Origin of the sequence: Affinundibacterium nitidum, assembly GCF_014284155.1 — a bacterium.
Taxonomy (GTDB): domain Bacteria; phylum Pseudomonadota; class Gammaproteobacteria; order Burkholderiales; family Burkholderiaceae_D; genus Undibacterium; species Undibacterium nitidum.
In genome coordinates this window covers 31,910-52,379 of sequence record NZ_JACOFZ010000001.1, presented here as the reverse complement: position 1 = coordinate 52,379, position 20,470 = coordinate 31,910, and the positions used below count along the sequence as shown (strand labels likewise).

Here is a 20,470-nt window from a genome sequence, read left to right as displayed (position 1 = left end):
TTTCCGATATACAATAAGCTCCGTTCTCAACTCACTAAGAAAATCAACATGAGCCAGCTCGGTGCCCTCACACCCATAGATAAAGAACAGATCGCTCTTGGCAAACCACTACCATGGGCAGTTTTTGATGCCTGGGGCAACACCCTACATGAGGCGGGGACGGTCATCACAGACCAAGATGAATTCAATTTAGTCATCGAAGATGGGTATTTCGAAGACTCTCTTGGAGATCCCGTTGCGAATGATCAAACACCGCTACCAGTGGCGACACAAGCGAGCACATTCTCGCAGCCCGCACCAAAAGTAAACGTTGCGCTCGACCCTATCATCGCACCTGCAAGCACAAATACGACGGATTTGAACAAAGAATCCGTCATGCTAGATCTCGACAGCGTGCGATGGCATGTTGGCGAAACGTTTTTCCTCCAGGTGCACGACAATGCTGCGGTTCGTTACACAGTCAAATTGATTGGTTACGTCAAGAATCAATCCATCTTAGTAACAGCGCCTCGCATCGATGGGCGTGGTGCCATCATCCGTGACGGTCAAACCTTCATTGTGAGGGCATTCCCCGGAAAAAAAGCCTATGCATTTACTGCGTCAGCTTTAAAGTCGGTTTACACACCACATGCTTATTTGCACCTCTCCTATCCCAAAATAGTGCGATGCACCGCAATTCGCCAAAACTCACGCGCCAGCGTAAAAATTATCGCTTCGGTCACAGCAGGAGAACCCGAACAAACGGCGGCAGCAACATTGAGTGACATTAGTATGGGTGGTACTTCAGGAATTATCAAACGGCAGATCGGTAAAAAAAACGATAGTGGTGTCATTAAATTCAAAGTCACCACGGCTGGGGAAGATGCCTATTTGACGCTTCCTATCATTGTTCGTTCGATCGTTGAAACAGAGAATGAAGGTGAGTTTCGTTATGGCTTTGAGTTCGTTGATATGCCAACGCAGTCAAAATTAATTTTATCTTCGTTCGTTCACCAAACTTTGGCTGAGACCGAATAACTTGTCATAGTGCTCTACAGTTTGAGCAAATAGCAAAGGAGCGCTTAATGGGATCGACATACTTTACTTCAGCATCTTGGCGTGCATTGAAGCGCCTCGGCATTTGCGCATTGCTTTGCGTTGTGACAGCCTGTGGTCAACAGAACGATAGTGCAGAAACACAAGCGAAAGTGGCGTATTCAGGACCACCTACAGTTGGTGCGTCAAGCATTGTATTCAATGGCCTACGATCAAACTATACAGTCTCTAGCACCCCCTCGGGTTTAAGCGTAGCAGACAAAGTAGGTAGTGACGGCACAACGATTGTCAGTGCAAACATCAAGTCCCTAATCTTTAATGACGTCTCAATCAATTTAGAGATTTCAAGCAAAGCAAATTTAATTAGTAGCAGCGATCTTAACTCTATCATCGAGCTCTATATTGCTTACTTTAATCGGGTGCCTGATGCGAATGGACTAGCCTACTGGATCGATCAATTTAAAGCGGGTGTCAGCATCGATAAGATTGGTGAGTCTTTCTACGCTGCTGCACTTATCTATTCGACGCAAACAGGCTACAGCTCAAGCATGAGCAATGCTGACTTTGTCACCATCGTATATAAAAACGTCCTAGGTCGCCCAACACCAGATAAAGAAGGGCTTGATTATTGGACTAACGCCCTAGCAAACGGAACGGAAACCCGAGGAACCTTGATTCATAAAATGCTGGGTGCCGCGCACACGTTCAACGGTGATCCTACCTATGGTTGGGTGGCGAAACTTTTGGACAATAAAAACCTCGTTTCTCGCGAATTTGCTGTTACTCAAGGACTAAGTTATGTCAGCGAGACAGACTCTATTTCAAAAGGAATGGCGATTGCAGCAACAGTCACCCCACTCGATACTACGGTTGCCAATGGGCTCATCAGCTCGCTCATTGGTACCGCACCTAATACGAAAGACCTCCCAACAATTGGACAAGCATCACGCTTCTTGGGGCAAGCAAGCTTTGGTGCAACAAGCAACGACGTCAATCTCTTGATGTCCACTGGCATCTCCAATTGGATTGATGCTCAATTTACGAAAAACCAAAGCTCGCACAAGGCCTATATGGATACGACGGCAGCTGGCATGCTCAACGGCATTTCTGGTTTAAGCCAGAATAATTTTTTCGAATCATTTTGGCAGCAAGCAGCAACAGGTGAAGATCAGTTAAGGCAGCGAGCGACATTCGCGCTATCTGAAATCTTTGTCATTTCTTTTCAAGACAGTGGAGTCGCCAATTATCCACGTGGAGTTGCATCCTACTATGACACGCTAGCGACCGGCGCTTTTGGAAATTTTAGAACCTTATTAGAAAACGTCAGTTTACACCCGATGATGGGTATATATCTCACCTCGATGCGCAACCAAAAAGAATCTGGCACACGGGTACCCGACGAAAATTATGCTCGCGAAGTCATGCAATTATTCACAATTGGTTTATATCAACTCAATCCAGATGGTAGTCAAGTTATCGTCAACGGCAAGCCAGTTGAAACTTATAGTAGCGCTGACATTCAAGGGCTAGCCAAAGTATTTACCGGTTGGAGCTGGGCTGGTCCCGACAAATCCAATACTCGCTTCTTTGGTGGCAATGCTGACGTCAATCGTGATGTGTTGCCAATGCAAAGCTATCCGGCTTACCATTCGACATCTGAGAAGAAGTTTTTAGGTGTGACCATTTCAGCGCAATCCCCTGCAAACCCAGAGGCTAGCCTTAAAGTAGCTTTGGATACCTTATTTAATCATCCGAATGTTGGGCCATTTATTGGAAAACAATTGATTCAACGCATGGTTACCAGCAATCCGAGTCCCCAATACGTGGCTCGCGTAGCTGCCGCATTTAATGACAACGGCAAAGGAATTCGTGGCGATATGCGAGCCGTCTTTAAAGCTATCTTGACGGATACTGAAGCTAGAAACGAACCGAAGCTCGCCAATGCAGGTACGGGAAAACTACGTGAACCAGTCATCCGACTCGCCAATTGGATGCGCGCCTTTGGTGCCAAATCCACGTCGACATTTTTTAAGTTAACTAGTCTAGATGACCCCTTAACAAGCCTCGCACAATCACCTATGCGTTCGCCAACCGTTTTTAATTTCTATCGACCTGGTTACGTACCGCCTAACTCAGAAATTGCCAATGCCAAACTGGTCGCACCCGAAATGCAAATCGTGGCGGAACCTTCCGTTGTAGGCTATCTCAACTTCATGCGTGACATTATTCCGAATGGCGTTGGCAGTTCTCGCGACGTCAAAGCTGATTACACAAATCTGATCGCCCTTTCCACCACCCCAGATCAATTGGTTGATCAGGTCAATTTGCTTTTGATGGCTAATCAAATGAGTTCAACCTTGCGCAATCAAATTGTCGGTGCGGTTAATTCAATCACAATCCCAGCCACAAATACCACCAACATCGATAACGCCAAGAAGAATCGTGTGTACATGGCAATCTACCTAACGATGGCATCTCCAGAATATCTGGTACAAAAATAAGGAGATCATGATGAGCAAATTAAATGCATCACGCCGTGAATTTTTGCGATTAGGTAGTCTTTTAGGCTCCGCCAGTGCACTGGGTGCCGCAACGCCGTTCGCACTCAATCTCGCCACTATGGGAAGTGCAGCTGCCCAAGGAGCGGTAAGCGACTACAAGGCAATTGTCTGCCTTTTCCTCTACGGGGCGAACGACCATGCAAATACTGTACTGGCGACTGACAGTACTTCGTGGACTCAATACACAACAGTTCGAACGACTGCTGAAGCGGGATCAATCGCTCTGCCAGGCTTGGGCGCAACAGGCGGTGTATTACCAATAACACCCAGTACAGTACAAAATGGCCGAACATTTGCGCTACACCCCAATATGCCTGAGCTCAAAACACTATTCGATAGTGGCAGAGCGGCGATCATCAGCAATGTCGGCCCCCTCATCGTCCCAACGACATTAACGCAGTACCAAAAAGCGACAGTACCACTGCCACCAAAACTTTTTTCACACAATGATCAGCAAAGTTTATGGCAAGCCTACGCGCCGGAAGGTGCCGCTTACGGGTGGGGCGGTCGCATGGGTGATCTTTTAGCCGCCAACAATAGCAATCCAATTTTTACCGCAATTTCAGCCTCGGGCAATGCAGTTTTTCTGTCGGGACGGAACATCATTCAATACCAAGTCAGTGGATCGGGTGCAACTCCAATCAACGGTCTTTCGGGCACTTTATTTGGTTCGTCGACAGCTGGCAGTACACTGCGTTCGATTGTCACTGGTGACACTGCGAACTATTTCCAAAAAGAGCATGCCGCCGTGACTAGCCGCTCAATCAATGCTCAGGCTTTGTTGGGGCCTTCGATGGCACCAGCAGGAGCTACCGGCGTTCCAAATCCGAGTCAATATACCAATCCAAATACGGGAGCGTTAGCAAACAATTCGCTTGCGACGCAATTGCAAACTGTTGCTCGGATAATTGCAGGTCGCAGTGCCTTAGGCGCAAAACGCCAAGTATTTTTCGTCAGTATGGGCGGCTTTGACACGCATGACTTCCAAAAAACTGCACAAGCGGATTTACTTGCGAAGCTGTCGCACGCAATCAATTATTTTGATAGTGTAATGGGAAATCTGATGGGGACAAATTTACGCAATCAGGTGACCCTTTTTACCGCATCGGATTTCGGGCGCACCTTCACTAGCAATGGTGATGGCACCGATCATGGCTGGGGGTCACACCATTTCATTGTGGGTGGTGCGGTCAAAGGTGGAAACATCTATGGGAATTTTCCTGTCACTGGACTAAAGCATGCAGAAGACGTTGGTTCAGGTAGCCTCCTACCGCAGTTTTCGGTCGATCAATATGGAGCGACGCTCGCAACTTGGTTTGGACTAACACCAACTCAGATCAGTGATGTTTTCCCCAACATAAACAACTTCACTAATCGAAATCTAGGATTTATCTAATGCTGTTTGCGGTTCGTTTTAGAGATAAACAAGATACATCGAAATGCCGGGAAGAAAATCTCTCTAGCCATATTTCTTGGTTAGACAAACATCGGGATACGATTCTGATTGCTGGCTCTTTACGCCATGCTCCAGAACACGCTCCCGTTGGAGGCCTCTGGATAGTTGAGGCAAAGAGCCGTGAAGAAGTCGTGGCTTTAATTGAAACCGATCCTTTCTGGCTTGTTGGACTAAGAGATTCTGTTGAAATCTTACATTGGTCCAAAGCCTTCACAGACAGGCATACATTGGTATAAAAAAGCCCCGCGGTCAAAAGTACGCGGGGCTTTTTTTATAGGATCTGAGGTGACTCAAAGAGACATCTATCGCAATCAAGTTTTCGGCAAAGTTACACCAACTTGACCTTGATACTTGCCGCCTCTATCTTTGTATGATGTCTCACACAATTCATCGCTCTCAAGGAAAAGTACTTGCGCGCATCCCTCGCCCGCATAGATTTTGGCGGGCAGTGGTGTCGTATTGGAAAACTCAAGTGTCACATAGCCTTCCCATTCCGGTTCGAACGGAGTCACATTCACAATAATGCCGCAACGCGCGTACGTCGACTTCCCAAGACAAATCGTCAAAACACTGCGTGGAATACGGAAATACTCGACCGTACGAGCTAATGCAAACGAATTTGGCGGAATAATACAAACATCCCCCTTGAAATCAACGAAGGATTTTTCATCGAAATTTTTTGGATCGACGATTGTGCTATTAATGTTCGTGAAAATCTTAAACTCGTCTGCACAGCGGATATCGTAACCATAAGAAGAAGTACCATAACTGACGATCTTCTGACCATTAGCTTGACGCACTTGACCTGGCTCAAATGGTTCGATCATGCCATGCTGTTCGGCCATACGGCGTATCCATTTGTCTGACTTAATACTCATCTTTCGTCCTAGAAGGAAAATACTGTAATAAGGCGAAATTTTACGCGAAAAGGTCGCTCAAAAGTTGTTTTTTATGGGTGAAAAGCATGCAAATTAGGCGAATTTGAAGCGTTTACCGGTGCTTCACTCCAACATATCACAACGGATGTACCGCCTAATACATTGGAACCACTATGTTAACTGCGATTGTTTAGCATGAAGCACGCTCATAACCGAAGCCTGTGGCACCTGATTTTTTATTGCAATGATTTCGGCCATGATAGATACAGCAATTTCAGGTGGAGTCTTGCTGCCGATGTAAATCCCGACAGGGCCATGTAAACGCGCGATCTGTTCCGCAGTTAAATCAAACAAAGCGAGCCGTTCTCGACGTTTTGTGTTGTTCAAGCGGGATCCAATTGCTCCAACATAGAATGCATCGGTCTTCAATGCTTCCAGCAGAGCCATATCATCAAGCTTAGGATCGTGGGTTAAAGCGACTACAGCACTTCGGCTATCCAACTGCATTGCTACCACCACATCATCTGGCATTTCGTGGACTAAACGGACACCAGGCAAGTGCCAGGTCTCTGTGTATTCTTCACGAGGATCGCAAATCGTTACTTCAAATTCGAGGCCCAAAGCGATGCTAGCAAGAAATCGGGACATCTGACCGGCACCAATGACGAGTAGGCGCCAACGTGGCCCGTGCGTCGTACTCAAATGGGTTGATGTCAAGCTCAGGCCATGATCGGTCGTAACTTCAATCAAGCTCACTGAACCAGAAGCTAATTCAAGTGTGCGTCGGACCAAACGGTGCTGCGCTAACATTTGCAGTAGATCGGCGACACGACTCTCTGGAGCCAAAGGTTCAACAGCCAACTGTATTGTGCCACCGCAAGGTAGACCGAAACGATGGGCTTGATCTGCGGTAATGCCATACGTTAGTAGCTCAGGCAGCTTTCGCTGGAAACCGTGCTCTTGAACTTGTTGAATTAGGTCGTCCTCAATACATCCGCCGGAGACTGACCCCACAACCAGTCCCCCTTCTCCAATCGCTAACATGGAACCTTCTGGACGTGGGCTCGAGCCCCAGGTCTTCACCACAGTGATTAGTTCACATTGTTTTCCGTCGGACAACCAAAGTGCACAAGTCTTAAGTACTTCAAGATCAACGCTATCCATTAGTCTTTGATCTCCACAAAACGCTGTACCTCTTTACCATTAACTTCGATCATTTCAAAGAAAACTGATTTAGGCCTAGTCCAGCAACTACCGTCATGAGAACGATAGACAATGATAGGGCTCAAATCGGATTCCTGAGTGGCCTCACAAACCAGTTCGTAAATGCCCCCTTTATAGTGACGGTAGCGAATCGGTTTATTTCCAGATGAATTAAGCTGATCTCTTTCTTGCATTTGTATTTCCTTCTGTTTCTCTGCCCACGCCTGCAAAAAGCGCGAAACCTTAGCTGCATTTAAATGGTTAACTTGCACCAAAAGTTCTGGATCAACTTGATCAAGTGCATGCTGTCCGAGCAGATCACTTCCAAGCTTAAGTAAAAGATGCGCTGCTACTTCGGCATCCGCTTCCGCTCTATGCGCCTTACCTTTAAAACGAATTCCGAGACGCATCGCAAGCGGGCCTAGAGAATAACTCTCAATTCCAGGTGCAAGCCGTCTCGCCAGCTTCACCGAACAAATCACTCCACGGTGACGTGGCATCAGGCCCAATTGCTGAGCCTCAGCCAACAAAAATTTCTCATCAAAACTCGCGTTATGCGCAGCCAAATAATCCTCACCGATAAATTCAATCAACTTCGGAATTACTCTTTCTACACTTGGTGCACCATCCACCATCTGCTGAGTTATCCCTGTCAACTGCGTGATAAACGGTGGTATCTCAACACCACAATTAATAAGTGACACAAACCGATCAACGATCTCGTTACCGACGATACGTATGGCAGCAACTTCAGTCACCCTACCACCCTGCCCTGGGCTCATGCCGGAAGTTTCAAAGTCAATCATTACGATAGGGTGTGCAAACATGACGAACAATTCTCTCTTCAAATACCAGATCATGTATTGTAATACCGAGACAATAATGCTGCTGCCGTTTTATCGCTTAAAGCGTGCGCGGGGAGAGACACTAGATGACGTACAATTGCGATAGACGTAGTCACTCGCAAAACAATCTCGCCCCATGTCAAAAAACCGCGCCCAATCCATCGTCAATCGAATACGCAATAGCATGGTTTTGCCAGCTAATGATCTACTGCGCGATCCAGTCTACAGTCGCCTCTGGATATCAATTTTGATTAGCTCCTTCGGTGCGCAGATCACCTTACTTGCCCTTCCCTTGACGGCGGCGGTTCTCTTGCACGCCTCACCATCCCAAATGGGTTTACTGGCATTTTTTGAATTAGTCCCGTATGTGCTACTTTCATTGCCCGCTGGTGTTTGGCTAGATCGAGTACGTAAGCTACCCGTTTACATTTGGGGTGAAATAGCAATCTCTATCGCGGTCGCCAGTGTTCCAATCGCTTGGTGGTGCAACACCTTAAATATGCTTTGGCTATATGTAGTTGGGTTCATGATCGGAGCGGTCAATACAACCGCGGGAACAGCAGCTCAAATCGTTTTGACGCAGATCGTGCCGCGTGAAAGATTGATCGAAGCCCATGCAAAAAATGCCCTAGCAAGTTCCGGAGCTGAGGTCGCAGGTCCTGCAACAGCGGGGGCCCTAATAAAACTGTTAGGGGCTCCTCTAGCATTATTTGCTGATGCGTTTTTACTACTCACTTCTGCGACCATTTTGCGAAAAATTCAAATCAATGAGATGCGTGTCATAAACGACGAAGCACATTTCTTAAATGATTTAAAGACAGGATTGAAATTCGTCGCGAATAATAAAATTTTAGTGAACCTTGCGCTCATTGTAGGCGGGTGGCAAGTCGCTTATAACGCTGCACTTGTCGTACAAATTCTGTTCGCCACGCGCACGCTAGGTCTATCAGAGCACGCTGTAGGCCTAAGCTACGTCTGCATGGGCTTAGGCACCATCCTAGCATCCGCGGTGGGTAACAGAATCAGTCAGAAATTAGGCCCGGGTCTATGCATGATTGTTGGGATTTTCGTTTGCGGTTTCGGATGGGGCGTATTAGCACTAGCGCCTGCCAATGGATGGGGAATTGCGGCCTTTGCCCTTATGCTCACCTTCTTGGCCATCGGCGGCGTCTTTATCTTTATCAATTTCCTCGCTTTACGACAGAGTGTTACACCTGAACCCTTACTCGGCAGAATGACAAGCACCATGCGCTGGCTTATCCTTATTCCAGCCGGTCCGGGTGCCTTATTGGGTGGGTGGCTAGGCGAGAATTTCGGATTGCGACATGCTTTGGCATTTTCCGCCATCTTCGTACTCATTCTCGGAGTGCTCGCCTGGCATAACAAGGTTATTCGTGCCATCAAGCAACTGCCAGCGACACCACATTAAGGCACATCGCATCGGCACTGCAGATTTTTTGATCAGCTGAATTGGGAAATGAAGCAAACATGCAATATTTGCACTTTCCGGCTAAAACCCGCGATAATGTAATTGATGCGCTGAACTGATCCTGCGCGTCGTAAAAAACCATAATAATGCGACACAACTGAGGTCAATATGCCTGCAGGTCACGAAACAAATTCAGCCAACACCCCATTTCACCCCTATATTCCCGCCAATTCATCGCTACCAGAATTTACGCTGCGTGCTTTATTGATGGGCACCATTTTAGGAATGGTTTTTGGCGCATCGTCACTCTATCTAGTTCTCAAGGTTGGCTTGACGGTGAGTGCATCGATCCCGGTCGCCGTCATTGCCATTACCCTCTTCCGTCTCACCCACAAACTGGGTGGCAAAGATTCTAGTATTCTCGAAAATAGTATTGCACAAACAGCGGGCTCTGCAGGTGAGTCACTGGCCTTTGGTTTAGGGGTAACCATGCCAGCGATTTTGATCTTGGGTTTTGATCTTGAGATCTATCGCGTCATGTTAGTAGCGGTGTTAGGAGGTTTACTTGGGATCTTGTTGATGATCCCAATGCGACGCACCATGATTGTCGAAAAACATCACGAGTTAAAATATCCGGAAGGAACTGCATGCGCTGAAGTATTGAAGGCAGCAGCCAATGATGAATCACGTGCGGCAGCTGGCGAGTCAAGCAATCCCAATGCGCAAGCTGATGCAAGTCGACGTGCCAAAATTATATTCGGTGGATTCTTCATTGGTTTGATCTATAAGGTATTCAATATTGCCTTGAAAGGATGGAAGGATACGGTCGACTTCGTATTTTCGGCTCCACTCAAAGGTGGCTCTATAGGATCAGAAATATCACCTGAACTACTAGGTGTAGGCTATATCATAGGCCCGCGAATTGCTGCCATCATGGCAGCGGGTGGCGTGATGTCGTATATGCTCTTAATTCCCCTGATCAAATTCTTTGGTGATGGGCTGTTGACGCCGCTGGCACCTGCAACAAAGTTAATTAGCGAAATGAGCCCCAATGAGATTCGTGGCGCTTACGTTTTATACATCGGTGCAGGTGCCGTCGCCACCGGTGGCCTAATTAGCTTGGCTCGAGCATTACCATTAATTTGGCGCAGTCTTTCTGCAGGTTTGTCTGGCTTCGGAAAAACGGGTGCGAAAACCGTTAATGATCATCAACAAGTCCACAGCACAGATCGCAGTATTCATATGAAATGGGTAGTGATAGGATCATTGGCGATTGTTGCCATAATAACTGTCGCGACACCTCTCCACATGAATTTGCTTGGAGCGCTTTTAATCCTAGTCTTCGGCTTCCTTTTTGCGACAGTTTCATCGCAACTAACCGGACAAATTGGTCAATCTTCAAACCCAATTTCAGGGATGACCGTCGCGACCCTTCTGTTCACATGCCTCATTTTTCTATTAATGGGATGGGTTGGTGGTCAGTATTATGTGACAGCATTGTCCGTCGGCGCCATAGTATGTATCGCCTCCAGCGTTGCCGGATGTACATCACAAGATCTCAAGACAGGATACTTAGTTGGCTCGACGCCCAAATACCAACAGTATGCAATCTTGATCGGCGCTTTCTGCTCTGCACTTTTACTAGGACCGATTCTATTAAAGCTCAATGAAGCCAGCACAGTGTATGTGCCGATCGCACAAGTCGCGCCAGGCCTCCATACCGACGTTAAGGAACTGCATGAAAAAATGCAGCTCAGCGGTCCACAAGCCGAGCAAGATCAGCAGAGCTATCTAGTTTGGCAAAAGAGTGATGGCCATGGTGCGCCTGCTGGAAAATACTTGGTTGATCAACAAGGTAATGCTATTTATTTAGTTGATCCAGGTATTAACGGCACCCACAGCAAACGCCCAGACGGCTCAGAAGTAAAGAAGTATGACGCACCAAAAGCAGTTTTGATTTCATACATCATTAAAGGCATCCTTGACGGCGAGTTGCCATGGGCACTCGTTTTATTCGGTGTCATTATTGCGCTAACATTGGAAATGTCTGGCATTCCATCGCTGGCTTTTGCGGTCGGTGTTTATCTTCCGTTGGCCTCCTCCGCGCCCCTCTTCATCGGTGGCATGGTGCGCTGGTTTGTCGATCGACGTAACGCTAAGCTCGAGAAATACAAAGGGCTTAATGAAGAGCAAATGCAAGCAGCAGGAGACCGCAGCGAGGGCGTACTGCTATCTTCAGGTTATATCGCGGGAGGTGCTTTGGCCGGCATTATCATCGCCTTTAGCGCTGGCATTATGACCGATTTTGACCGCAACATCACTAACTGGGCGACTGCCAACAACCCTTTCTTTGAAGGTGCCAAGGCAGACCTGTTATCATTGCTGCCGTTCGCATTGATTTGCGCTATTTTATTTTGGATTGGCCGTGAAAGATCCACGGCAACCACACCTTAAAGAACTCACTATGTCAGAAGAACAAGCGATCGATTGTAAAAATCAGCCAGTGTTGGTTGGAGATATCGTGCGAGTAATTACGCTCGACAAAAAGTTTATCAAGACTTTTCCCGAAGATGAGCGGATTTTGATCGAATCAATGATAGGGAATTTCTTCAAAGTCGTTGCAATTGAAGAAGGCGCTGCATGCGTGATGCGGGAGTGGCACGACGAACGTGGTCAATTACAAACCCACGTTATCGGGCTTGATAGTGAAGACATGGAGAAAGTTTAATCCCCTTCCTGGCATCTCTTTATTTTTTATAGATTTCGGGGCGTGATTTATTGCGCGTCTCGTACACAATTTTCGCATCTTTCATAGCACGATCTAAGGTACGCATTTCTTCATGATCGTCATGAGGACTGAAGTATTCGGCTGCCTGCGCACGCATTACATATTTAATAGCTGCTTCATCATTGAGCTTATACATCTCTGTCAGTAAAGTCGTCACCTCATCAAGATATTCTTCATAGGTCATAAACTTTTCCATTTTGCTTCCCTTCTAAAAACTGAATCATGTAAAACGACGTAAGGCGCGCATCTTACGCTGAAATCGCACCTAGTGGAGAAATAAAAAGGCGCTTCAATGAAGCGCCTCTCTGTTAGTACACATGAAACGATGCAATCTTAATTGACGATAACTTCTCGAATCGTTGCAGCCAATTCCTCAGCAACGAACTTGGCGACATAAGCGTCGGCACCGACACTACGCACGTGATCTTCATTCGTTGTACCGGACAAAGAAGAATGAATAATGACCGGCAGATCTTTAAAGCGATCATCTTGCTTGATATTCCGCGTCAAAGTAAAGCCATCCATTTCTGGCATTTCCAAGTCAGTCAACACCAAAGCCACTTTGTCTTTCAAACTCTTACCTTCAGCCACGGCTGTAGCCTGCATGGCCTGTAATTTATCCCAGCACTCCTTACCTGTTTTAGACATGATATAAGGTGCACCAATGGCGTCGAGAGCTTGACCAATCAGGCCACGTGCAACTGCGGAATCATCAGCAGCCATAATTACGGACCCTGGCTTCATCCTTAACTTCGCCCCAATCGTTTCAGAGTCAACATCTTTATTACCCTTAGGCGCAATTTGACGCAGGATTTGCTCAACGTCGAGCACTTGCGCTAAACGTGTATCTTCAGCATCACCATCTAGACGCGCAATACTTGTAACCAAACCGCCACCAGCAGCACTAGATTCCGCTGACAACACATGACTCCAATCAAGCCGTACAATTTCTTCCACAGACTCAACTGCAAAGCCTTGTGTCGAACGTGCGAACTCGGTGACAAGCATGATGTTCAAGCCAGACTTAGGCGTACGTCCGACAACAGAAGGAAGATCAATTACGGGGATAATTTGCCCACGCAGGTTCACTACACCTAGGTTGTGCGGTAAAGCACCAGCGACGGCCGTGATCTCAGGCATAGCGACGATTTCACGAACTTTGAAAACATTGATCCCAAACAATTCTGAACGATCATTCACGGTATCAACGCCAAGTCTGAACAACAATAGCTCGAACTTATTCGAGGAAATCAAATTGGTACGTTCATCAACTTCGTGTTGTACAGTACTCATGTCTATCATCCTTATAGGTTAGTGAGACGGTCAAGGAAGAACTTACAATCTAAAATTGCACCGTTTTCTTATTATGCTACTTTTTTTCCAGGAAACACTACTTTCCCATCTGAAATATTTATCTTTTTCAATCTACGCGACAAAATTGTCACAGCAGTTGGGTTTTATTCGTGTTTCGAGGAAAAAATTACTCAAGAACCGAAGATTTACTTAATCACTTTATAACAAGGAACATAGGCCTTACCCGGCAATTTCATTCGTGATTGAGTCACAAAAGAATGAAGCAAGGCATCCATCGAGTGCATGATCTCAGCATCACCTACAATTTCAAAGTGACCATGCTTCTCGATCGCACGAATACCCTGATCTTTCACATTACCCGCCACCACACCTGAGAAGGCTCGGCGTAGGTTGGCAGCCAACAAGTGAGCTTCTTGATTTTTGTGTAAAGCGAGTGAGCGCATATTTTCATGAGTCGGCAAAAATGGACGTTGGAACTCCTCGTCAATTTTCAGCATCCAGTTGAAGTAATACGCATCACCATGGCTCTTACGATAGGCACGCACTTCTTTGATACCTTCTTGCATGACCTTCGCTACTTTGACCGGATCATCAATAATGATTTGGTATTTTGAACGTGCTTTCTCGCCTAAGGTCGCTGCGATAAACTGATCGATTTGTTCAAAATATGCGGCTGCACTAGCAGGACCTGTGAACACCACTGGGAAAGGCAAGTTCTCATTTTCTGGATGCAACAAAATTCCTAATAAGTAGAGAATTTCTTCTGCAGTACCCGCACCACCTGGGAACACGATAATCGAATGAGCAACACGAACAAACGCCTCCAGACGCTTCTCGATATCGGGCAAAATCACCAAATCATTGACGATTGGATTCGGCGCTTCCGCAGCGATAATGCCTGGCTCGGACAAGCCAAGATAGCGTCCGCGAGGAATACGTTGTTTTGCATGGGCGATCGTGGCGCCTTTCATTGGGCCTTTCATTGCGCCAGGGCCGCAGCCAGTACAAATATCGAGACCACGCAGACCTAATTGATAACCGACTTCTTTGGTGTAATCATATTCGACACCAGAGATTGAGTGACCACCCCAGCACACCACCAAATTTGGACTAATTTGTGGTTGTAAGATATTCGCATTACGTAGGATGTGGAATACCGCATCAGTAATACCTTCTGTCGTGTTCAGGTCGATCTGCGAATTCTTTAAGACTTCGCCATCGATAAACAAGATGTCTCGCAACACTGCGAATAAATGTTCTTGAATACCTTTGATCATCACACCATCCACAAATGCGCTGGCTGGTGCCCCTTTTACAAAAAGCTTGATGCCACGCTCACGTTGAATAATGCTGATTTCAAAACTCTTATAACGTTCCAACAACTCTTTGCCATCATCCAGGCCGCTACCGCAATTCAATACCGCTAACGCACAATTTCTAAACAGTTGATACAAGCCACTATGGCTGGTATCCCATAATCTTGCTACTTCGGCTTTTGACAGAACTTCCAAACGTCCTTCTGGTGCAATTTCTGTGTCAATTACTTCATATTCCATATATTTTTTTCCTTTATCTTATTTTCTCTTTCACTTGCAATTTGAGTATCCGCGCTCAATTCAAATCTTGCAAGCTGACAACAGGAGAGATATGTCACGCTTACAACAAATGCGCAATCATGTTTATACGAAATCGCACTCCCCAAAAAAAAGCCGGCTTCGAGAGCCGGCTGTTGAATTACATACTACCACATAATTTTCAAGGTAGATTAAATACTGCCATCGATTCCACATGGGAGGTATGTGGAAACATATTCACCACACCCGCTTTCGACATAATATAACCCGCCTCGTTGACCAGCATACCCGCATCGCGCGCCAATGTAGATGGGCTACAAGAGACGTACACTATACGCTTTGGACGAAGTTCTGGCGCCAATTTACCCAAGTCAATTAAAGCTTGGCATACCGCCATTGCACCATCTCGAGGTGGGTCAATTAAAAAACGATCAAACTTACCTAAAGCGACGAAGTCTTCGGCTTTTGCCTCAAACAAATTGCGAGTCGCAAAAGAGGTTTTGTGATCTAGACCATTCGCTTTCGCATTCTCCAAAGCGCGCTCCGTTAAAGCAGTACTTCCCTCAATCCCAACTACTTCACGTGCTTGAGTTGCGATCGGCAAAGTAAAATTTCCAAGACCACAGAAGAGATCGAGAATACGCTCATCTTTTTGAACATCAAGAAGGCCTAAAGCGCGAGCAACTAATACCCGATTAATATGATGATTGACTTGAGTAAAATCAGTCGGTTTAAACGGCATTTTCACACCAAATTCTGGTAGCGAATAATGCAGATCTGAAATCGCTGGATAATAAGGTTCAGCACTATCTGGCCCGGCAGTTTGCAACCACCATTGCACTTGATGTTGATCAGCGAAAGACTTTAGTTTTTCAGCATCGCCATCACCCAATGGCTGCATGATCCGCAGCACCATTGCCGTCACCCCTTCGCCTATGGCCAATTCGATCTGCGGCATAGCTTCGATAATCGTCAACGAAGAAATCAAATCACGCAACGGCATGAGCATCGCCGATATATGCGGAGGCAAGATCTCGCAGGTCTCCATATTGGCCACGTATCGCGATTTTTTCTCATGAAAACCAACGAGAACGATGCCTTTCTTGTGCACATTCCGCACCGACAAACGGGCGCGATAACGATAACCCCAAGTTGGACCATAAATGGGTCGCATCACCATTTCAGGTTTTACTTTGCCGATGTGCCCTAAGTTATCCTCTAAGACACGCTGCTTCATTGCGACTTGGGCATTTGGCTCAAGATGTTGCATAGAACATCCACCACACACACCAAAGTGAGGGCATTTCGGTTTGATACGCTGTGAAGATTCTTTTACCAATGCGCCCATGGTCGCTGCTTCCCAACTGGCTTTTTTCTTGTAAGGATTAAAGCCAACCGTTTCACCCGGTAAAGCACCCTCGACGAAAATGACTTTTCCTGGGGTGCCATCTTCATTTTCCAAATGCCCGACGCCACGCGCGTCCATGTCTAAAGAACGGATATTAATTGTATTCATGATAATCAAAGGAGCGACGCGCAAAAAGGCGCCGAGAGACGTTTTTCCCAGAAAGCAGGAGTAAATAAGCCGACATTATACAGGCTTAATGCCTAAAACCTGTCGACCACGCGGTCGCTTGAAGCAATCAGAGTAAGGCGTCGCGCCCTACACCACGGGAGATAAAGGTACGTTTCAACTTAATCAATGCTTCCTGTTGAATTTGACGTACCCGTTCGCGGGTAATACCCATTTCATCCGCCAAAGTTTCTAGGGTCACAGGATCATCGTTATCCAGACCGAAACGGCGCATGATGACGATCCTCTGTTTTTCGGGCAGCTTTGAGAGCCAATCTCTCACGAGCACGGTCACTTCATGGTGTTCTGCTTGGGTATCAGGGGCATGGTCACTATCACCAGGCAACATGTCAAGCAAACTACTTTGAGGATCGCCGTCGAGTGGGGTATCTAACGACATCGCATGTTCAGACAACGCAAGAATATCCTGCACTTCGTCAATAGGCCTGCTAACCAAATGGGCGATATCGTCCACTGTCGCGTCTTTGCCATCATGCTGTTGAGACTCGAGATGATACTTTGCACGCAAAATTTGATTGAGTTCACGGACCACATGCACCGGTAAGCGGATGGTTCTAGCCTGATTCATGATCGCCCGCTCGATACTTTGACGTATCCACCATGTGGCATAGGTCGAAAATCTGAATCCGCGCTCAGGCTCAAATTTATCTATCGCATGCATGAGGCCGAGATTTCCTTCCTCGATCATGTCGAGTAAGGCAACCCCGCGATTAATATAATGCTTGGCGATAGAAACGACCAAACGCAAGTTGTGCTCGATCATTTTTTGACGTGCTGCAAAATCACCTTGCTTTGCCAAGGTTGCATAATGCAATTCTTCGGCCGCCACAAATAGTGGCCGAGTGCCGATTTGATTCAGATAGTGCTGGGTAGTATCGGTTGATAACTCTGCCGCCAAAATGTTTTTAATTTCATCTATCGGTGCCAATGCAACAGCCGGAGCATCAACCGCCTCTTCTGATGCATCTAATTCCGCTTCGTCATCAAGTTCATCTTCAATGGATGCGGCCTCACTTCGCAAGTCGTTGCGCCCATCATTTGGCTGAACGATTTCATCTAAGACGGATGACTCATGCTTCGATTTTTTTGACATAGTTTAGTTAGTAAATCAAACAGATTGGTTGACACCCACTTAAACAAAAAATTGCGCTTTACCGTTGAGGCAGTAGCTTGAGCGGGTCCACAGGCTTGCCAGTCTGACGAATTTCAAAATGCAATTTCACACTTTCAGCATCAGTATTCCCCATCTCCGCAATTTTTTGTCCTCGGGCGACAGGCTGGCCTTCTTTTACTAAATTCGTTTTGTTATGCGCATAAGCAGACAAGTAATTGTTGGCATGTTTGACGATGATGATATTGCCATATCCACGCATTGCATTGCCCTCATAAATTACTTTACCAGGGGCTACTGCAAACACGTCTTGTCCCAACTTACCTGAGATATCAATACCTTTTCCACGCTGCTCATCAAACGTCGACAATGCTTTCCCTTCAGTTGGCCACATCCACTCAATCGTTTCTGTGACAACTTTCTCTACGGGTTTTACTGCTGGCGTCTCGACCTTGGCCGTCTGAATTGGCGTGCTAGGACCTGAATCTGCTTTTTGCATTTCTGCAAGTGCAGTCTCTGAATACGCCTTTTTGTCACCACGTGGTGAGGTCTTATTGGTCGATGGATTTATTGGCGTCAAATTTCTTACTTCGACGTTTTGGTTAGGGTTGATTGGCGTAGCCTTGGCAACTCCACTTGAATCAGGCGGCCCCACGAACAGAACTTGGTCGACCTTAATATCGTTTGGATTGCTCAAGCTATTCCAAGCGACGATATCACGATAATTGAGACCTAAATCAAACGCGATACGCAACAGAGTATCGCCACGCTTTACTGTGTACGTTGGTCGATTGTCGACCACTGGTTTCACGGTCGGCGTTTCGGGGGCAGGATTCCGCTCCTCTTTTACCGTTTCATGACTTCGTTCCACCACTGGTGCTTGATGCAAGCTGCTTGCACATGCGGATAACAAGAATAGGAGAGATACTAGTCCAATTCTAAACACATTGTCTTTCGCATTCAAATTTCGGTTTATCATGTTCAACTTCTTTAAATTACGACAGGGTCTACACAACCTAAATTACACCTTGATGCAGAGGTACAAAATGGCATTGCTCTAAAACCGAACTTCGCCACTCTTTTGCGCTCAATCTTTCAATTAATTGCAGTACCTGATTTCGGCCACCGACCGGCGCTATAAGCCGCCCCCCAACCGCAAGTTGTTCGAGTAATGCTTGAGGCACTTCCATGCCTGCTGCAGCCAATATAATACCGTCAAATGGCGCCACTTGTGGCAATCCTAGCATGCCATCCCCATAATGCAGACGAATGTTGGCAATTCTCATCGGGCGCAAATTTTCTTTCGCCAATTCGTGTAAGGCCTTAATGCGTTCAATCGAATACACATCTTTTGCGACGAGCGACAGCACGGCCGCTTGATAACCGCAGCCGGTACCAATTTCTAAAACTTTATCGAGCACTTTCCCATTTCGCATAATCTCTATCATTCGCGCCACAATGTATGGCTGAGAAATTGTTTGATGATGACCGATTGGAAGTGAAGCATCGATATAAGCTTGTCCCGACAACCCAGACTCAATAAAAAGATGGCGAGGAATCGCTTCCATTGAAGCTAACACCAGAGCATCTTTCACACCTTGTTGAGCGACGCGTGCAACCATTGCTTGACGAATCCTGTCCGACACCATAAAGCTTGAATTAGACCTCGAACTGGTTTGTTCACCGCCAACATTGGGCACCGGTTTGTCTACTACCTTTGCCTGAGCTGTCTTCGTGCCACCAAAAAACGTCGTTTTCTCCGACGAAGATTTGAGCGAGCTTTTCTGATGGTTTGCTGCATTCTGCACCGCAGTTTGTGGCATTGCTACTTTGACAGAACGGGAGTTCTTAGTAGAGTCCACAACTGAAGACAAACTTAATGGAAATCGGCGCTCTTTGTCACTCATAGCGATCCTAATTCCAATTGTTCAAGAACTTGCAATTGACGGTAATTCGTAAGATCAATTTGTAATGGTGTTAGCGTTACATAACCCTGCGAAGTATAAAAAAAGTCGGTACCCTCTCCAGCATCTTTCGCAGCACCTGGGGGTCCAATCCAATAGCGAGGCTTACCATCTGCATCAAGCTCTCGAATAACTGGCTCGGAAACATGTCGCTTCCCAAGACGGGCGAGCCGAGTACCTTTCAACTCGTGCTCTGGAAGATTGGGAATATTCACATTGAGCAAATAAGGTTTCGGTAGACCTGGAAGTCCGTTCAAGACCAACGAGCGAGCAAACTTAGCCGCACTTTCGAGGTTCTGCCACCCCTTATCAACTTGAGAAAATGCGATCGCTGGAATTCCGAACAAATAAGCTTCAGTGGCGGCAGCAACGGTACCTGAATAGAGTGTGTCATCACCCATGTTCTGACCTTGATTAATACCGGAGACGATCAAATCTGGAGGCGAATCCATTAAGGCTGTGAGCGCAATATGAACACAATCAGTCGGCGTTCCGTCGACAAAATAATATCCATTATCGGATTGATGCAGACGAAGCGCCCGATCAAGAGTTAGTGCATTGGAAGTTCCAGAGCGATTGCATTCCGGCGCTACCACCGTGATGTCGGCAATAGTGCGTAGCGCTTCAGCTAAAGCATGAATGCCTGGTGCTTGATATCCGTCGTCATTACTGATCAAAATTTTCATAGAAGCATTTTAACCGATGCATTCCATGATTT

Annotated in this window: 18 protein-coding genes; 7 read left to right on the top strand and 11 right to left on the bottom strand. The window is 46.5% G+C overall.

The window, feature by feature from the left end; all coding sequences use genetic code 11:
• The first annotated feature begins 48 nt into the window (after window positions 1-48).
• Genes H8K36_RS00250 through H8K36_RS00235 form a run of 4 tightly spaced genes read left to right on the top strand, consistent with a single transcriptional unit; the run spans window position 49 to window position 5,288 of the window.
• Entirely contained in the window at window positions 49-1,017 is a 969-nt protein-coding gene (locus H8K36_RS00250; RefSeq protein ID WP_186915636.1) for a flagellar brake protein, read from the top strand.
• A gap of 47 nt (window positions 1,018-1,064) precedes the next feature.
• A complete protein-coding gene (locus H8K36_RS00245) occupies window positions 1,065-3,536 on the top strand; it encodes a DUF1800 family protein (RefSeq protein ID WP_186915637.1) in 2,472 nt (823 codons plus the stop codon).
• A 10-nt stretch (window positions 3,537-3,546) separates the two neighbouring features.
• Complete coding sequence (locus H8K36_RS00240; protein ID WP_186915804.1) at window positions 3,547-4,992, top strand: DUF1501 domain-containing protein; 1,446 nt, start codon at window positions 3,547-3,549, stop codon at window positions 4,990-4,992.
• Entirely contained in the window at window positions 4,992-5,288 is a 297-nt protein-coding gene (locus H8K36_RS00235) for a YciI family protein (RefSeq protein ID WP_186915638.1), read from the top strand. The genes H8K36_RS00240 and H8K36_RS00235 overlap by 1 nt, the downstream gene beginning before the upstream one ends.
• 75 nt (window positions 5,289-5,363) lie before the next feature.
• On the opposite strand, the gene dcd is transcribed toward H8K36_RS00235, so the two are convergent.
• The 3 genes from dcd to H8K36_RS00220 all read right to left on the bottom strand — a co-directional run bounded on the left by dcd (window position 5,364) and on the right by H8K36_RS00220 (window position 7,960).
• Window positions 5,364-5,930 (bottom strand): dCTP deaminase, encoded by a 567-nt coding sequence (gene dcd / locus H8K36_RS00230; protein WP_186915639.1) that lies wholly within the window; start codon window positions 5,928-5,930, stop codon window positions 5,364-5,366.
• A 171-nt stretch (window positions 5,931-6,101) separates the two neighbouring features.
• The gene (locus H8K36_RS00225; protein ID WP_186915640.1) at window positions 6,102-7,094 is read right to left on the bottom strand and encodes an XdhC family protein; all 993 of its coding nucleotides are present in this window, start codon (window positions 7,092-7,094) and stop codon (window positions 6,102-6,104) included.
• On the bottom strand, window positions 7,094-7,960 hold the full coding sequence (locus tag H8K36_RS00220) for a DUF1653 domain-containing protein (RefSeq protein WP_186915641.1): 867 nt from the start codon (window positions 7,958-7,960) through the stop codon (window positions 7,094-7,096). Before H8K36_RS00220 ends, H8K36_RS00225 begins: the two co-directional genes overlap by 1 nt.
• Before the next feature lie 154 nt (window positions 7,961-8,114).
• Between H8K36_RS00220 and H8K36_RS00215 the strand changes: the two genes are divergently transcribed.
• The 3 genes from H8K36_RS00215 (at window position 8,115) to H8K36_RS00205 (ending at window position 12,135) form a co-directional block, all read left to right on the top strand.
• Entirely contained in the window at window positions 8,115-9,407 is a 1,293-nt protein-coding gene (locus tag H8K36_RS00215; RefSeq protein WP_186915642.1) for an MFS transporter, read from the top strand.
• A 168-nt stretch (window positions 9,408-9,575) separates the two neighbouring features.
• Entirely contained in the window at window positions 9,576-11,861 is a 2,286-nt protein-coding gene (locus H8K36_RS00210; protein ID WP_186915643.1) for an OPT family oligopeptide transporter, read from the top strand.
• 10 nt (window positions 11,862-11,871) lie between these two features.
• Window positions 11,872-12,135 carry a hypothetical protein gene (locus tag H8K36_RS00205; protein WP_186915644.1) on the top strand — a complete coding sequence of 88 codons (264 nt, stop codon included), beginning with the start codon at window positions 11,872-11,874 and terminating at the stop codon, window positions 12,133-12,135.
• 19 nt (window positions 12,136-12,154) lie between these two features.
• Here H8K36_RS00205 and H8K36_RS00200 read toward each other — a convergent pair whose 3' ends face one another.
• The 8 genes from H8K36_RS00200 to surE all read right to left on the bottom strand — a co-directional run bounded on the left by H8K36_RS00200 (window position 12,155) and on the right by surE (window position 20,438).
• Entirely contained in the window at window positions 12,155-12,391 is a 237-nt protein-coding gene (locus tag H8K36_RS00200) for a hypothetical protein (RefSeq protein ID WP_329604192.1), read from the bottom strand.
• A 137-nt stretch (window positions 12,392-12,528) separates the two neighbouring features.
• Entirely contained in the window at window positions 12,529-13,488 is a 960-nt protein-coding gene (locus tag H8K36_RS00195) for a chemotaxis protein (RefSeq protein ID WP_186915645.1), read from the bottom strand.
• A gap of 206 nt (window positions 13,489-13,694) precedes the next feature.
• Window positions 13,695-15,065 carry a nucleotide 5'-monophosphate nucleosidase PpnN gene (gene ppnN / locus H8K36_RS00190; protein ID WP_222611087.1) on the bottom strand — a complete coding sequence of 457 codons (1,371 nt, stop codon included), beginning with the start codon at window positions 15,063-15,065 and terminating at the stop codon, window positions 13,695-13,697.
• A 199-nt stretch (window positions 15,066-15,264) separates the two neighbouring features.
• Window positions 15,265-16,599 carry a 23S rRNA (uracil(1939)-C(5))-methyltransferase RlmD gene (rlmD, locus tag H8K36_RS00185; RefSeq protein WP_186915646.1) on the bottom strand — a complete coding sequence of 445 codons (1,335 nt, stop codon included), beginning with the start codon at window positions 16,597-16,599 and terminating at the stop codon, window positions 15,265-15,267.
• Window positions 16,600-16,726: 127 nt separating this feature from the next.
• The gene (rpoS, locus tag H8K36_RS00180; protein WP_186915647.1) at window positions 16,727-17,770 is read right to left on the bottom strand and encodes an RNA polymerase sigma factor RpoS; all 1,044 of its coding nucleotides are present in this window, start codon (window positions 17,768-17,770) and stop codon (window positions 16,727-16,729) included.
• Window positions 17,771-17,828: 58 nt separating this feature from the next.
• Window positions 17,829-18,767, bottom strand: coding sequence for a peptidoglycan DD-metalloendopeptidase family protein (locus H8K36_RS00175; protein WP_186915648.1), 939 nt, complete (start codon window positions 18,765-18,767; stop codon window positions 17,829-17,831).
• Between the two features lie 37 nt (window positions 18,768-18,804).
• On the bottom strand, window positions 18,805-19,695 hold the full coding sequence (locus H8K36_RS00170; RefSeq protein ID WP_186915649.1) for a protein-L-isoaspartate(D-aspartate) O-methyltransferase: 891 nt from the start codon (window positions 19,693-19,695) through the stop codon (window positions 18,805-18,807).
• Window positions 19,692-20,438 carry a 5'/3'-nucleotidase SurE gene (surE, locus tag H8K36_RS00165; protein ID WP_186915650.1) on the bottom strand — a complete coding sequence of 249 codons (747 nt, stop codon included), beginning with the start codon at window positions 20,436-20,438 and terminating at the stop codon, window positions 19,692-19,694. Before surE ends, H8K36_RS00170 begins: the two co-directional genes overlap by 4 nt.
• Window positions 20,439-20,470 lie beyond the last annotated feature (32 nt).